Genomic DNA, 15,214 nt, shown 5'->3' on the forward strand with positions numbered 1-15,214 from the left:
CACGGCGTCACCAGCGGTAGCTCAGGGTCGCGACGGCGCTGCGGTCCTGGCCAATGAAGCAGTACATCGCCGATACGCAACTGGCGACGTAATGCTTGTTGGTCAGGTTGCTGACGTTCAGCCCCAGGCTGGCGCCGCGCAGGCCGGGCGAGAGCCGGGCCAGGTCATAGCTGACGGCCATGTCCAGCAGCGTGACGGCGGGCACCTTGAAGGTGTTGGCCGGGTCGCCGTAGGTCGAGCCCAGGTAGCGCACGCCGACGCCAGCCAGCAGGCCCGCCAGCGGGCCGCCGCCGACGCGGTAGTCCACCCAGGCCGAGGCGCTGTGGCGCGGGGTCTGGGCCAGGCTCTTGCCGCGATACGCCGCATCCTTGACCAATTGATTGTCCAGGTAGGCATAGCTGGCGATCAGGTTCAGGCCGGGAGCCAGCCGGGTGTTGGCCTGCAGTTCGACGCCTCGCGAGCGCACTTCGCCCGATTGCGTCCAATAGCCCAGATGCCGGGTATCCGATGTCTTGACGTTGGTCTGGTTCAGCTGGAACACGGCCGCGCTCAGCATCGTGCTCGAATTCGCGGGTTGGAACTTCACGCCCGCTTCGTACTGGGTCGCCTCGGTCGGCTTGAAGGCGCTGCCGCCGTAATCGTTGCCCAACACCGGGTCGAACGAGGTGGCATAGCTGAAGTAGGGCGAGAGGCCGTTATCGAAGACATAGCCCAGGCCCGCGCGCGTGCTCCATTTGCGGTCTTTCTGTTCGCTGCGCTTCCAGACGGGCGAATAGCTGCGCGATTCATCCTCGGTTCTGGAGGAGTCGTGCCGCGCGCTCAACGTCAGGCGCCAGCCTGCGTAGGCCACCTGGTCCTGGGCGTAGACGCCCACGCGGTCAAAGCGCTGGCGCACGTTGTAGGGCCAACGGGTCCTGCTGTCGGTGAAATCCGGCGTGGCCACAGGGCGATAGTGGTCGGGATCGTAAGGGTCGAACGCCACCGGATCCATGCGATACGAGTCGTTGCGCAACGTGCCCTTGGCGTAGTCGACGCCCAGCAGAAGGGTGTGCCGGGTCGGGCCGAGGTCGAAGCTGCCAGTGAGGTTGTTGTCGGCCGAGAAGGTGTTGGAACTGGCCGGGGCCAGGCCGTAGGTGCCTTCGAGCCACAGGTGGCCGGCCCGGTTCTGATAGCCGTAGATCGAGGTGCGCTGGATGTCGGAGTCGACGTACATGTAGCGCATGTTGCTGTTGAAGGACCAGCCATTGCCGAAATCATGGCTGAACAACGAGCTGATCGAATCCTGCTTGCGGCTCGATCCCTGGAAATCCATGTCGGTGTAATTGCGTCGGCGGTCCACCCGCGGATACGGGCTGCCATTCAGGCCCAGGGCGACCGCCGGCAGGCTGTTGTAGTCGGGAATCTCGGGCTCGCGCGAATGCGTGGCCAGCAGCGTCCACGAAGTCGAGGCCGTGGGCCGCCAGGTCAGGGCGGGCGCCAGATAGACGCGCTGGTGCCTGACGTCCTCGACCCGGCCCTTGGCGTCCAGGCCGATCGCGGTCAGCCGATAGAGCCATTGGCCGTCCTGGTCGAGCGGGCCGGTGGTGTCGATCGCGATCTGCCGGCGGCCGAAATTGCCCATCTGCAGATTGATCTCGTGGGCGGATTCCGCCTGCGGCCGGCGGCTGACCTGGTTGACGATGCCGCCGCCCGTGCCCTGGCCGTACACCGCCGAAGCCGGCCCCCGCAGCACTTCCACGCGCTCCAACGCGAACGGATCCACCTGCGTGGTCCAGGTCGATACGTTGGTGATCATGCGCAGGCCGTCCAGGTAGTAGTCCGCGTCCACGCCCCGGATCCGGGTCAGGTCCAGCTGGCCGCCGAATCCGCCGTACTTCTCGCTGTAGGCGCCAGCGGTATAGCGCAACGCCTGGCTGGCGCTGGCCGGCTGCTGCACGTCCATCTGCCCGCGCGTGATGACGGAGATCGACTGCGGCGTCTCCAGGATGGGGGTTGCGGTCTTGGTGCCGGCGCGGGATTGCTCCGCCACGTATCCGTGGACCGGCCCTTCGGCGCCCGCGTCGCTGTCGCCGCTGACCGTGACGCCGGCAAGGGTGGGTACTTCGGCGGCGGCGTCGCCAGGGTTGCCTTGCGGGGGCGCGGCCAGGCCGGGCGAGGGCAGGGCCAGCAGGGACGCCAGCAGCAGCCCGGCGCGGGCGGCAACGCCGCGAATTGCCTGGGCAGGGGGGCGCGCAAAGGGGGCAAGCAGAGGCGGGGCGAGCCTCGAATCGGCAGGTCATCGTGTACATCCGTGTGGGCAGAAAGCGGTGCAGTATATTCATCGACCGACCGTCGGTCAATGTAAATAAATCGCATTTGCGCTTCGATGGCGATGCCGCAGGAACGGGGCGAGCGGGTGGAGGAGGGGCGGATTTCGTGTACGAGAGGCAAATTCCCTCGAATACCGCCTCTGTCATGCTGAATATATAAAATCATACATATGCTGTATGATATAAAACGTATATATGAAATTAATCACGATAAGATTCCATTATCGTGAGTAAATAACCGACTTGAACCGGGAAATCGAGCCATGGCCACGGGAATTACGGAATTGGATGTCTGGCGCGCCTCCGGCGCCTTGCTGCTGGAGGGCGCGCGGCCCACCATCGAGCGGGTGCGCCAGAAGATCGGGCGTGGCTCGCCCAATACGGTCAGTCCGCACCTGGAATCCTGGTTCCGATCGCTGGGCGCGCGCATCCAGGATCCGGGCGCGTTCGCGGCGCCCGCCGCGGTGCCCGAGCCCGTGGCCCAGGCCGCCGCGCATTTCTGGGAATCGGCGCTGGCCGCCGCCCGCGCCGAGCAGGCCGAGGCCAACCGCCAGCGCTGGGCGGAACTACATGAAGAGGGCGAGCGGCTGGATGTGCTCACCGAACAGCTGCGCCAGCGCGAAGCCAATCTGGAACACCGCGAACGCGACCTGGAGGCCGGCCTGAAGGTCGCCACCGGCCAACTGGCCGCCACCGAGGAACGCCTGCGGGCGGCCGAGGCCCAGTTGCGCCAGCGCGACGAAGCCGTGGCGGTCGAGCAACGGCAGTTGGCGGACGCCCGCGGCGCCTTGCTGGCCCACGTGGCCGATGCCGAGCGCGCCCGGGGCGAGCAGGCCGAGGCCCTGGCCGCCACCCAGGAGCGCCACGCCGCCCACGAGCGCCGCTGGCTCAACGAGCTGGACGCCGAGCGCGGCCAGGTCAAGCGCCTGCAGGCCCGGTTGGACGAATTGCAGGCCGCCCAGCAGCAACAGGCCGAACAATCGCGCCAGGCCCTGGCGCAGGCGGCCGAGCGCCAGCGCGGCGCCGAGTCGGAGGCCGCCGAGCGCCTGCGGGCGGCCCAGGCCGAGGTCCTGGCCGCGCGCGGGGAAGCCCAGGCGCAGCTGAGCCGGCAACTGGCCGATGTGGCCGTCGCGCAGGAAGCGCTGCAGGCCTCGCGCCGCCGCGAGCAGGACCTGACCCAGCGCCTGGCGGCCAGCGATGCCCAGCAGGCGGACCTGCTGGGCCAGTTGCGGACCCGCGACGGGCAGTTGCTGGAACTGACGCGGCACCTGATTGCCGCCCGGGTCGCCGTGCGGCCCACGCCGGGCGGGACGAAATAGGGGGTACCGGCGGGGTTTTCGGATAAATTCGTACACGGCCCGATCCTTGCGCGGCCGTTGCCTGGAGCACCGCTTGAACCCGAACCCACGCCCGAACGCGGACCTTGCCCGCAACCTGCTCGTCATCGTCATCCTGTCGGCCTTGATGATCGGCAGCCTGTATGTGCTGAAACCCTTCCTGTTCGGGCTGATCTGGGCCACCACCATCGTGGTGGCGACCTGGCCGGTGATGCTGGCGGTGCAGAAGCGCTGCGGCGGCCGGCGCTGGATGGCGACGGTGGCCATGCTGATCGTGCTGCTGGTGGTGATCGTGCTGCCGCTGTACCAGGCCATCTCCACCCTGGCGCTGCATGGCGGCGCCATCATGACCGCCATCAAGAGCTTGCCCGACTACGCCCTGATGGCGCCGCCGGGCTGGGTGCAGGGCATCCCGCTGGGCGGGCCGCGCATCGCCCAGGAATGGCAGGCGCTGGCCGATGCCGGCGCGGGCGGACTGCTGGCGCGCCTGGAGCCCTATGTGACCATGGCGGCCAAGTGGCTGCTGAGCAATGCGGCCATCGTCGGCGTGTTCGTGATGCACATGTTGATCACCATCGTCATCGCCGGCATTCTCTATAACCAGGGCGATGTCGCCGCCAATTTCGTGCAGCGCTTCGCCAATCGCCTGGCTGGCCATCGCGGCGTGTCGGCGATCCGCCTGGCGGGCCTGTCGATCCGCGCGGTGGCGCTGGGCATCGTGGTGACGGCGGTGGTGCAGTCGGCGCTGGGCGGGCTGGGCCTGTGGATCGCCGGGGTGCCGGCGGCCGGGATCATCACCGCGCTGATGCTGATGCTGTGCCTGGCCCAGCTGGGGCCGTTCCTGCCGTTGCTGGGCGGCGTGGTCTGGCTGTTCCAGAACGACATGAAGGTGGCCGCGGTCCTGCTGCTGGTGTGGGCGGTGCTGGTGACCATGCTCGACAACCTGCTGCGGCCGATGCTGATCAAGCGCGGCGTGAATCTGTCGATGCTGCTGATCCTGGCGGGAGTGCTGGGCGGCATGTTCGCCTTCGGCATCGTCGGCCTGTTCATCGGCCCGGTGATCCTGGCGGTGACCTCGACGCTGCTCAAGGCCTGGGTCGACGAGGTGCCGCCGCCCGAGGCCAACGCGCCGGCCGTGGCCCGTCAGCCCACCGATCTCTGAGGCGTCGCGGGCCGGGCATCGGCCCGCGCCTGCCTGGCCGCCTAGGCGTCCGGCGAGACCGCAAGCTGGTGCAATTTTTATTGCCGCCAGGTCCGTATCCTTGGCGGGTGCGCCGCGATCCGCGGCGCGTCGCCCGCCCGCAACCAGGAGACCTCCGTGACGACCGACTCCCCGCAACCCTTCGATTGGCGCCTCGCCGTGGTCGATCCGACGCCACGGGCGCCCGCGGGCTTTCGCTCGCTGGTCACGCCGACCAGTCGCGGCTCGACCACGCTGTTCGAGCGCGCCGCCGACCTGCGCGACGATTGGGACGCGGAAAAGGCGCCGTATACCTATGGCCTGCACGGCACCCCCACCGTGCTGGAGCTGGGCGCGCGCATCGCGCAACTGGAGCAGGGGCGCCACTGCTTCATCACGCCGGGCGGGCAGGCCGCCATCGCCTTGATCTACCTGGCTTTCTGCGGCGCCGGCGACCACGCGCTGCTGCCGGATACCGCCTACGGTCCCAACCAGGGGCTGGCCGGCGGCCTGCTCAAGCGGCTGGGCATCGAGGTGCAAACCTACGATCCGCTGATCGGCGCGGGCATCGCCGCGCTGCTGCGGCCCAATACCCGGCTGGTCTGGTGCGAGAGCCCGGGCTCGGCCACCATGGAAATCCAGGACGTGCCGGCGATCGCGGCGGCCGCGCACCGGGCCGGCGCGGTGGTGGCGCTGGACAATACCTACGCCGCCGGCGTGCTGTTCGATGCCTTCGCCCACGGCGCGGACGTCACCATGCGGGCGCTGACCAAGTACATCGGCGGCCACAGCGACCTGCTGCTGGGCTCGGTGACCTGCCGCGACGAGGCGCACTACCGGGCGCTGGGCGAGGCGCGCAATTTCCTCGGCATGGCGGCCTCGCCGGACGATTGCAGCCTGGCGCTGCGCGGACTGCAGACCCTGGGGGTGCGGCTGGCGCAACTGGAGCGCGGCACGCTGGAGGTGGCGCAATGGCTGGCGCGCCGGCCCGAGGTGCGGACGGTGCTGCACCCGGCCTTGCCATCGTGCCCGGGCCACGAGATCTGGAGGCGCGATTTCACCGGCTCGGCCAGCGTGTTTTCGATCGTGCTGCGGGACGGCCCCAGCCGTGCGCAAATCGAGGCCTTCGTCGACCGGCTGGCGCTGTTCAAGATCGGCTACAGCTGGGGCGGCGTGACCAGCCTGGCGGCGCCATACTTCAACCTGCGCCGCACGCTGCGTCCGTATGGCGACCGGCTGGTGCGCCTGAATGTGGGGCTGGAGCCGCCCGCCGCGCTGATCGCGGACCTGGAACAGGCGTTCGCGGCGCTGGCCTAGAGCCTGTTCACGCGACCAGGAGCCGTGCACTGACCCAGGCGCGGGAACGGCCGTCGCGGCGCCCGCTCGCGGCGGCGGCCGCCGGAAAGGGCGTAACATCTCGAGCCAGGCGCTGCCGCCGCGTTCGCGCGCTGCCTCGCGGCGCCGGCCTTTCCCGTTTTTGACGCAGTTTCCAAGATGACGACGTACCCGCCGATTGCTTTTCCTTCCCGTTCCCAGGCCTCCCTCCGACAGGCGGGCCGGCCATGAGCGACAGCGTCCGCCTGGCCAAGCGCCTGGCCACCGAACAATCCTGTTCGCGCGGCGACGCCGAACGCTATATCGAGGGCGGCTGGGTCGCCGTGGACGGCAAGGTGGTCGAGGAACCCGGCTACCGCGTCCAGCCCGGCCAGGCCGTCAGCCTGTTGCCCGGCGCCCGCCTCGAAGAGATGCGCCCGGTCAGCGTGCTGGTGCACAAGCCGGCCGGCCTGTCGGCCTCGGATCCGGCCGAATCGGCGCTGGACCTGGTCGTGCCCGCCAACCTGATGCCGGGCGACCGCTCGGGCCAGCGCTATCTCAAGCGCATGTTCAATGGCCTGAAGCTGGCCACGCCGCTGGAACGCGCGGCCAGCGGGCTGGTGGTCTACACCCAGGAATTCGCGGTGGCGCGCAAGCTGATCGAAGAGGGGCGCCACGTCGAGCAGGAATACATCGCGCAGGTGCGCGGCACGCTCGATGCGGCCGCGCTGGCGCGCCTGCAGCGCGGCCTGGCCTATGAGGGCCGGCCGGCCACGCCGATGAAGGTCAGCTGGCAGAATGAGAGCCACCTGCGCTTCGCGCTGAAGACGCCCGCCCTGGGATTCATCGAGTACGCCTGCGACAGCGTCGGGCTGCAACTGCAAGCCCTGCGCCGCATCCGCATCGGCCGTCTGCCGATGGCCGGACTGGCCGCGGGGCAGTGGCGCTACCGGCTGGAATACGAGCGCTTCTAGCGCCGCGGCGCGGGCGTGGCCACGGGACGGGGCGTTCGAGACGGCATTCGCCCGCCGCATGCGCTGTTACGGACTTAAAGTAGATTCTGGAATAAGTTGAAGTGGATTCTGGAATCATGCGATTCCAGACTTCATCCTGATTCTCCGTTTGTTATTTAATTTATTGATAAATAAGAATAATAAAAATGATCTGAAAAGGATGGCATATGCCGGCAAGGCAGCACGAGCGACACGCTCCGCAGGATCCGGCACGGCGCGGCCTGCTCAAGGCCGCCGGCGCGCTGGGCCTGTCCAGCCTGGCGCTGGCCGGTTGCGCGAGCCGCGTGGCCGCGCCGGCGGACCGTGGCGAGGCGGCGCCATCTTCCGGGCCGTCTTCGGCGGCGCCGCGGCGCGATGCGCCCGTGCCGGCCTTGCGTCCGGGCGGCCGTGTCGCCATCGTGGCGCCGGCCTCGGCGGCCGATGGCGCGGCCTTCGAGGCGGCGGAATGGCTGCAGGCGCGCGGTTACGACCCGCGCATCATGCCGGCCGCGCTGACGCGCAGCGATCCGCCCTATGACTACCTGGCCGGTGACGACGACGCCCGGCTGAACGACCTGCACGCGGCCTTTGCCGACCCGGCCATCGACGCCATCTGGTGCCTGCAAGGCGGTTTCGGCTCGTGGCGGCTGGCGGACCGGCTCGACATCGGCCTGCTGCGCCAGCACCCCAAGCCCTTCATCGGCTACAGCGACATCACCGCGCTGCACCTGGCGATCCAGCGCCATGCCGGCTTCGTGACGTTCCACGGGCCGATGCTGGCGCAGGACCTGGTGGCGGGCAAGCAGGAGCCCACCGCCAGCCACGTGCTGGCGATGGTCGGCGGCCAGTTCGGGCAGGGCGCCTGGATCGACGCCCCGCCGGAATCCAACCCGGTGGTGCTGGCGCCCGGCGTGGCCAGCGGCCGGCTGGTGGGCGGCAACCTGGCGCTGATCGCCGCCATGATCGGCTCGCGCCACGAGATCGCCACGCGCGACGCCATCCTGTTCATCGAGGGCGTCAACGAGGCGCTGCCGCGCATCGACCGCTTGCTGTCGCAATTGCGCGCGGCCGGCAAGTTCGATCGCATCAAGGGCGTGCTGGCCGGCAATTTCACCCGCCTGGGGCTGCCGGGGGGGGCGACGCGGTCGGCCAGAGCCTGTTGTTCCCGCTGCTGCTGGAGCAATTCCAGGCGCGCGGCATCCCGGTGCTGGCGGCCTGGCCCAGCGGCCATGGCGACCCCAACCTGACGCTGCCGCTCGGCGCCCTGGTGACGCTGGACACCCAGCGACGCGGCCTGCGGCTGGAACAGGCCGTGGCGGTCCAGGCCGCGCCGCTGTAGCCCGGAGACCCGCCGCATGAATCCTTTCTTCGATACCCTGAGCCGCCGGTTGAACGCGCCCGAACGCCAGCGCCCGCGGCAGCGGCATGCCCGCGCCAAGGCGTTCCATTGCGTTTGCGGCCAGCGGGTGTTCTTCAACAACACCGAATGCCTGAACTGCCATCGGCAACTGGGCTTCGATCCGCGCCACGGCCACATCGTGGCGCTGGACCCGGGCAAGACAGATGGTTCCTGGATCGAGGCCGGGCGGGTGCGCGGCAGGACCTTCAAGCGCTGCGCCAATTTCTCGTTGCCGGCCGCCTGCAATTGGCTGCTGCCGGCCGCGCGCGCGGATCATCTCTGCATCGCCTGCAGCCTCAATCGCACCATCCCCGACCTGTCGGTGCCGGGCAATGGCGCGCTGTGGCGCAAGGTCGAGAGCGCCAAGCGCCAGTTGATCGCCCAGTTGCTGACGCTGGGGCTGCCGATTCCGCGGGCGCGCACGCCGGGCGACGGCGGGCTGGCGTTCGACCTGCTGGCGCCGTCCGACGACGGCGCGCCGCTCCTGACCGGCCATGGCCATGGGCTGATCACGCTCAATATCCACGAGGCCGACGACGCCTACCGGGTCCAGGTGCGCGAGGCGATGCACGAACCGTACCGCACCCTGGTGGGCCATTTCCGCCACGAGATCGGCCATTTCTATTGGGACCGGCTGGTGGCCGGCAGCTCCTGGCTGGCGCCATTCTGTCAGGTGTTCGGCGATGAGCGCGAAGACTACGCGCAGGCGTTGCGACGCCATTACGAGCAGGGCGCGCCGGCCGACTGGGCGCAACGCTTCATCAGCGCCTACGCCTCGTCGCATCCCTGGGAAGACTGGGCCGAGACCTGGGCCCATTACCTGCACATGATGGACGCGCTGGACACCGCTTTCAGCTTTGGCGTGGCGCGGGTGCCGCTGGAGCAGGCCAGCGATCCCTTCACCCGGGCGTCGCTGTACGACCCGGACGATCCCGAGGGCCAGGGCTTTCTCGACCTGGTCAATGGCTGGGTGGCGCTGACCGGCGTGCTCAACGAGCTCTCGCGTAGCATGGGTCAGCGCGACTTCTATCCCTTCGTGCTGCCCGCCGCGGTGGTGGGCAAGCTGCAGTTCGTGCATCGGGTGATCCGGGCCGCGGCGCGCTGACGCCGCGGCCGGTTGCGGCGCGGTGCGCGCTCAGATGCGCCGCGCCGACCATTCGCCCTTGCCGGCGGCGCTGCCCTGGATGGTGGCGCCGTTGACTTCCCCGGTGTAGCGCACGCCGTCGGCGGTGAACGAGATGGTGCGGCCGTCCATGCGCGCGTCCGAGATCTCGCTGGAGCCGAGCTTGCCCGACAGCATCTGGTACTGCTGTTCCAGTTGCAGCGTGCGGCCGCCCACCTGCCAGCGGCCGTCGACCTTGGCCGGCACCACCCACAACAGCGCGTTGCAGTAGGTCTGGCAGGCCTCGGTCACGGTCTCGGAGGCATCCGGCTCCCAGTCGCCCATGCGGAAGGTGTTGGACACGATGCGGGTGCCCGGCGGCAATTCCAGCAGCTTGGGCCGCAGCTTCTCGTTGATGGTCGACAGCAGGAACATGGTGATCACATCGGCCTGCGACAGGTCGGTCTCGAACAGGTCCGCGACCTCGAACGTGGCGCGGCGGGACATGCCGGCCTTGGCCGCGTTGCTGCGCGACAGCGCCACCAGGTCGGGGTTGTACTCGATGCCCTTGGCGGTCAGGCCGCGCTGGGCGGCGGTGATGACGGTGCGGCCGTCGCCCGAGCCCAGGTCCATCAGCCGGTCCTGCGGCGTGACCTGGGCCATGTCGAGCATCTTGTCCACCAGCGTCTGCGGGGTCGGCACCCAGATGACGTCCTTGCCGTCCTGGCCGACGTCGGGCACGTAGCCTTCGGCCGCGGCGGCCTGGGGCGCGGCGGGAGTGCCTGCGCCGGCGGCGCGGGCCTCGGCCAGGACCGACAGGGACAAGGCCAGCGCCAGCGCCGATGCCATGATGGTCCAGCGGCGGGCGGGCGAGAGGGACGAATGGGCACGTTGCATGATGAAGACTCCTAGGGCGAAGAAAAGCGGGAGGGGCGGCTCATTGCGGGTCGCGCCTGTCCGGGGCGCGCGTCTCGGCGGGGCGCAGCAGCCGCAGCATCGGCACCCCCAGCACCAGCACGCCCAGGCCGATCAGGGCCCCGGCGCCTGCGTAGGCGGCGCTGGAATAGACCAGGCCGGCGCAGGTCAGCGCCAGCAGGGCCGGGGTCAGCGGATACAGGGGCACGCGGAACGGCCGCGGGCGCGCCGGGTCACGCTGGCGCAGGCGCCATACCGACGCGGCCACCAGCAGCATGAACAGCCAGAACACCGGCGCGGTGTAGGCCACCATGGTCTGCACCGCGTTGTGGCTGAAGGCGCCCACCGCCAGCAGGGCCAGGGTGATGACGCCCTGCGCCAGCAAGGCGCTGACCGGAGTCTCCTTGCGTTCGTTCCAGCCGGCCAGCGCACGCAGCCGCGGCACGTCGCGGCCCAGCGCGTAATAGACGCGGGCGCCGGTGATGATGGTGCCGTTGATGGTGCTGAGCGCGGTGGCGCAGATCACCAGGCTCAGCAGGGCGGCGGCATAGGGGCCGGCGGCCAGCTGCATCACCGCCGCGCCCAGCGCCGGCGTGTCGCGCAGGCCCTGCAGGCCGAACAGTTCCAGCAGGGCGAGATTGGTCAGGAGATAGGCGCCGGTCACCACCACGGTGCCGATCAGCAGCATCCGCGCCATGTTGCGGCCGGGATTGCGCAGCTCGCCGCTGAGATAGGCGGCCTCGTTCCAGCCGCCGTAGGTCAGCAGCACGAACACCATGCCCATGCCCATCAGTCCGGCCGGGTTGCCGCCCAGCGGCGCCGGCGCGGGCGCGGCGGGCGAGGCGGTGAACAGGGCGGCGCCCAGCACCGCCGTCAGCGCCACCAGCGTCAGGATCGTGAACAGCCATTGCAGGCGCTTGGAGTGGCGGGTGCCGGCCACGTTCAGCGCGGTCAGGCCGATCACCGACAGCGCCGCGTGCACGGTGGCCCCATGCGTGCCAAGCGGCAGCAGCTGCTGCGCGTAGTCGCCATAGATGAAGGCCACCACGGCGATCGCGCCGGTCTGGATCACGGTGCAGCGCGCCCAGGCGAACAGCAGGCCGACCCGCGGCCCCCAGGCGCGCGACAGATACAGGTATTCGCCGCCGGCGCCGGGATAGGCCGCGCCCAGTTCGGCATAGCAGAGCGCGCCCACCAGCATCACCAGCCCGCCCGCGGCCCAGTAGGCCAGGTACATCGCCTCGGACGTGGCGTGCTGCGCCACCAGCGGTGGGAAGCCGAAGATGCCGATGCCGATCACCACGCCCACCAGCACCACGGTCGCATCCATCACCGACAGACCGGGCGGGCCGAGCGCGTGCGCGCCCGCGCCGCTCCCCGCGCCGGCTGCACTGGGGCTGGGGCGCAAGGAACGGGGCAAAGGCGGCATCGAAGTCTCCCGGGGATCGCCAGCGCACGGGCGTGCGGCGTGCCAGGCGTTCATCCTGACAATAGGCTGAATAAAGAGTGACCCCGGGCGGGGAAGGAAAGTTTCTACGGGATTTCCCGTAGCCGATGCGGGCCGCGGTCAGGCGCGGGACGAGCCCTCGCCGGGAGGCGGGCCCGCGAAAGGGCTTACTGCTTGGGCGAAACCGGCTTCAGGCGCGACGGCACTTCGTCCAGATCGCTGCAGACGGCCAGCACTTCGGCCGGCTTCTTGCTCAGCGACAGGTAGACGTGGCCGATGCCGCTGTCGAAATAGGCGGACTCCAGCCGGTTGAGCACCACGCTGTCGCCGTTCTCGAACTGGATGCGCACCTTGCCCGACAGCACCAGCGCGAACTCCTGGCCGGGGTGGCGGATGTAGTCCTCGAACTCGACCACCTTGCGCGAATCGATCAGCGCCAGCATGGGCATCATCTTCTTGCCCGGGTATTCGCCCATCAACAGCCGGTAGTGGTAGTTGTCGGTGGCGTAGTCGCGGGCGTCGCTGAGCTTGTTCTTGACGTAGGTGGGCGCGACCTCGGCCTGGGGCGCGTCGCCCAGCATGAACATGCGCGTCATGTCGATGTCCAGCGCCCGGGCCAGCGCGGCGAACTTCTCGTAGCTCAGGGCGATCTGGCCCAGTTCGGCCTTGGACAGCGTCGATACCGCGATGCCGCTGGCCTGCGACAGTGCCTGCAGCGTCATTTTCCGGGCCTTGCGCTCGGCGCGCAGGCGGGCGCCCATTACTTCCTTGCCCACGATGTCGGGTGGGGCCGTCTTGCGGGTAGGGGCCATGTAGCGGTCTGGGCGTCTAGGGGTTTGGGAGGGAAAGCGGACGGGGCCCGCAAGCCCCGCCGCGCATACGCCGGATTGTATAAGGCGGCGCCGGTCAGGCGGGCGTGCGCGCCAGCACCCGGCCGGCATGCTCGCCGGTGAAGGCCTGCTCGCGCCAGACGGGCACGCCGTTGACATAGACCGAATGGATGCCGGCGGCGCGTTCGGTCGGCCGCTCGAAGGTGGCGGTGTCGGCCACGGTGGCCGGATCGAACACCACCAGGTCGGCGAAGTAGCCCGGCCGCAGCTGCCCGCGTTCGGCCAGGCCGAAGCGCTGGGCGGTCAGGCCGGTCATTTTCCAGACCGCCGTTTCCAGCGGGAACAGGCCCAGGTCGCGCGCGTAGTGGCCCAGCACCCGCGGGAAGGTGCCCCACAGCCGCGGATGGGGGCGTTCGTCGTGCGGCAAGCCGTCCGAGCCGATCATGGTGGGGCCGAACGCCAGGATGCGCTGCACGTCGGGCTCGTCCATCATGAAATAGATCGCGCCGGCCGGCTGCAGCTCGGGCACCACGTCGTACTTGGACTTGACGCGCTCGGCCGCGACCTCGTCCAGGTCGCGCCCGCTCAGTTCGGGGAAGGGCTTGCACCAGGTGATGATGGTGCGGCCGGCCAGCAGCACGCGGTCCTGCTTGAGCATGGTGGAGCCGGCCACGTAGGGATAGGCGTCCAGCGACACGTCCTGGCGCGCCATGGCCGCTTCGATCAGCGGCAGGGTTTCGCGCGAACGGCCGAAGTTGGGCTGGCCCATGACCTTGTGGTGCGAGATCACCACCGGCACGTCCAGCTCGCGGCCGATGCGGAAGGTTTCCTCCAGCGCCGCCACGATGTGCTCGCCCTCGTCGCGCATGTGGGTGGCATAGATGCCGCCATGCGTGCTCAGGGGGCGGCAGACCTCGATGATCTCCTCGGTGGTGGCGCGCGCCGCGGGCGGGTAGAAGGCGCCGGTCGAAATGCCGATGGCGCCGCTGGCCATGGCTTCCTCGGCCAGCGCGCGCATGGCGTCGATCTCGGCGTCGGTGGCTTCGCGTTGCAGGTCGGGCATGACGGCGGCGCGCAGCGTCGAGTGGCCCACCATGCAGGCGGCATTGACCGCCGCGGGCGTGGCGCGCAGGGCGTCCAGGTAGTCGGCGAAGCGGGCGAATTGATAGGAGCCGCCTTCGTCCAGCAGGTCCAGCGGCGCCGGCGGGTTGGCGTGCGCCAGCGGCGCCAGGCTGATGCCGCAGTTGCCCGTGACCACCGTGGTGACGCCCTGCGAGATCTTGGGCGTCATGTCGCGGCGCTTGAGCAGGTAGTTGTCGTCGTGGGTGTGCGAGTCGATGAAGCCCGGCGCCAGCACCTGGCCGGCGACGTCGATCCGGTGGCGCGCGGGGGCGTCCGACAGGTCGCCGATGGCGGCGATGCGGTCGCCGCGCACGCCGACGTCGGCGCGCTGTCCGGGGGTGTTGGCGCCGTCGATGACGGTGCCGCCGACGAACAGGTAGTCAAAGGGCTGCGATTCGGATGAAGTCATGGGATCTCCGGTGAATGTCGAGGCGGCTCAGGCGAAATGGCAGGCGACCAGCTGGCCGGCGCCGACCGGGCGCGCCACGGGCGTTTCCTGGGCGCAACGCGCCTGGGCCTGCGGACAGCGGGTGCGGAAGGCGCAGCCGGACGGCGGCGCCAGCGGGCTGGGAATCTCGCCCTTGAGCACCGCCACCGGGGCGCGTTCGCCGCGGCGGGCCGAGGGCACCGCGGCCAGCAGGGCGCGGGTGTAGGGGTGGGCCGGGTGGTTGAAGACCGCGTCGCGGGTGCCGGTCTCGACGATCCTGCCCAGGTACATCACCGCCACGTGGTGGCTGATGTGGCGCACCACGCTCAGGTCGTGCGAGATGAACACATAGGTCAGGCCCAGGTCGCGCTGCAGGTCCATCAGTAGATTGATGACCTGTGCCTGCACCGACACGTCCAGCGCCGAGACCGGTTCGTCGCAGACGATCAGGCCCGGCTCCGGCGCCAGGGCGCGCGCGATGACGATGCGCTGGCGCTGGCCGCCGGAGAATTCGTGCGGATAGCGGTCGGCCGCGTCCGGCCGCAGGCTGACCCGCGCCAGCAGTTGCGCCACGCGCTCGCGGATGGCCTCGCGGCCATAGCCGAAATTGCGCAGCGGTTCGCCGATGATGTCGCGCACCCGCATGCGCGGGTTCATCGACGAAAACGGGTCCTGGAAGATGAACTGCATCCGGCGCCGCATGGCGCGCAGCTGGCTGCTGTTCATGCCCGCCAGGTCGGCGCCTTCGAGCAGGATGCGGCCCTCGGTGGGGTCGGTCAGCCGGATCAGGCATTTGCCGGTGGTCGACTTGCCGCAGCCAGACTTGCCCACCAGGCTCAG

General features: G+C 69.6%; 11 protein-coding genes and 1 pseudogene. 6 read left to right on the top strand and 6 right to left on the bottom strand.

Features of this window, described 5'->3' with window-relative positions; translation table 11 throughout:
• Window positions 1-7: 7 nt before the first annotated feature.
• The gene (locus AOZ49_RS03110; RefSeq protein ID WP_054474295.1) at window positions 8-2,029 is read right to left on the bottom strand and encodes a TonB-dependent siderophore receptor; all 2,022 of its coding nucleotides are present in this window, start codon (window positions 2,027-2,029) and stop codon (window positions 8-10) included.
• 543 nt (window positions 2,030-2,572) lie between these two features.
• Between AOZ49_RS03110 and AOZ49_RS03115 the strand changes: the two genes are divergently transcribed.
• The 6 genes and pseudogenes from AOZ49_RS03115 (at window position 2,573) to AOZ49_RS03140 (ending at window position 9,636) form a co-directional block, all read left to right on the top strand.
• On the top strand, window positions 2,573-3,628 hold the full coding sequence (locus AOZ49_RS03115) for a DNA-binding protein (RefSeq protein WP_054474296.1): 1,056 nt from the start codon (window positions 2,573-2,575) through the stop codon (window positions 3,626-3,628).
• A 73-nt stretch (window positions 3,629-3,701) separates the two neighbouring features.
• A complete protein-coding gene (ydiK, locus tag AOZ49_RS03120; RefSeq protein WP_082380288.1) occupies window positions 3,702-4,808 on the top strand; it encodes an AI-2E family transporter YdiK in 1,107 nt (368 codons plus the stop codon).
• A 156-nt stretch (window positions 4,809-4,964) separates the two neighbouring features.
• Window positions 4,965-6,143, top strand: a complete 1,179-nt coding sequence (locus tag AOZ49_RS03125) for a cystathionine beta-lyase (protein WP_082380289.1) — start codon at window positions 4,965-4,967, stop codon at window positions 6,141-6,143.
• A gap of 245 nt (window positions 6,144-6,388) precedes the next feature.
• Complete coding sequence (locus AOZ49_RS03130) at window positions 6,389-7,114, top strand: RNA pseudouridine synthase (protein ID WP_054430373.1); 726 nt, start codon at window positions 6,389-6,391, stop codon at window positions 7,112-7,114.
• A 401-nt stretch (window positions 7,115-7,515) separates the two neighbouring features.
• Window positions 7,516-8,471 (top strand): annotated as a pseudogene (locus tag AOZ49_RS03135) (LD-carboxypeptidase).
• 16 nt (window positions 8,472-8,487) lie between these two features.
• Entirely contained in the window at window positions 8,488-9,636 is a 1,149-nt protein-coding gene (locus AOZ49_RS03140; RefSeq protein WP_054474297.1) for a zinc-binding metallopeptidase family protein, read from the top strand.
• Between the two features lie 30 nt (window positions 9,637-9,666).
• Here the strand turns inward: AOZ49_RS03140 and AOZ49_RS03145 are convergent, their stop codons facing one another.
• The 5 genes from AOZ49_RS03145 to AOZ49_RS03165 form a co-directional block, all read right to left on the bottom strand.
• Window positions 9,667-10,530 carry an SAM-dependent methyltransferase gene (locus AOZ49_RS03145; protein ID WP_082380290.1) on the bottom strand — a complete coding sequence of 288 codons (864 nt, stop codon included), beginning with the start codon at window positions 10,528-10,530 and terminating at the stop codon, window positions 9,667-9,669.
• Between the two features lie 40 nt (window positions 10,531-10,570).
• Window positions 10,571-11,878, bottom strand: a complete 1,308-nt coding sequence (locus AOZ49_RS03150; protein ID WP_054474298.1) for an APC family permease — start codon at window positions 11,876-11,878, stop codon at window positions 10,571-10,573.
• Between the two features lie 284 nt (window positions 11,879-12,162).
• A complete protein-coding gene (locus AOZ49_RS03155) occupies window positions 12,163-12,807 on the bottom strand; it encodes a helix-turn-helix domain-containing protein (RefSeq protein WP_054430376.1) in 645 nt (214 codons plus the stop codon).
• A 94-nt stretch (window positions 12,808-12,901) separates the two neighbouring features.
• Window positions 12,902-14,356: an N-acyl-D-amino-acid deacylase family protein gene (locus AOZ49_RS03160; protein WP_054474299.1), complete on the bottom strand. Its 1,455-nt coding sequence runs from the start codon at window positions 14,354-14,356 to the stop codon at window positions 12,902-12,904.
• A 27-nt stretch (window positions 14,357-14,383) separates the two neighbouring features.
• A partial coding sequence (locus tag AOZ49_RS03165) for an ABC transporter ATP-binding protein (protein WP_054474300.1) occupies window positions 14,384-15,214 on the bottom strand: 831 nt, incomplete at its 5' end.

The sequence above is a fragment of the Achromobacter sp. 2789STDY5608615 genome, from assembly GCF_001298995.1.
Lineage (GTDB): Bacteria > Pseudomonadota > Gammaproteobacteria > Burkholderiales > Burkholderiaceae_B > Achromobacter > Achromobacter insuavis.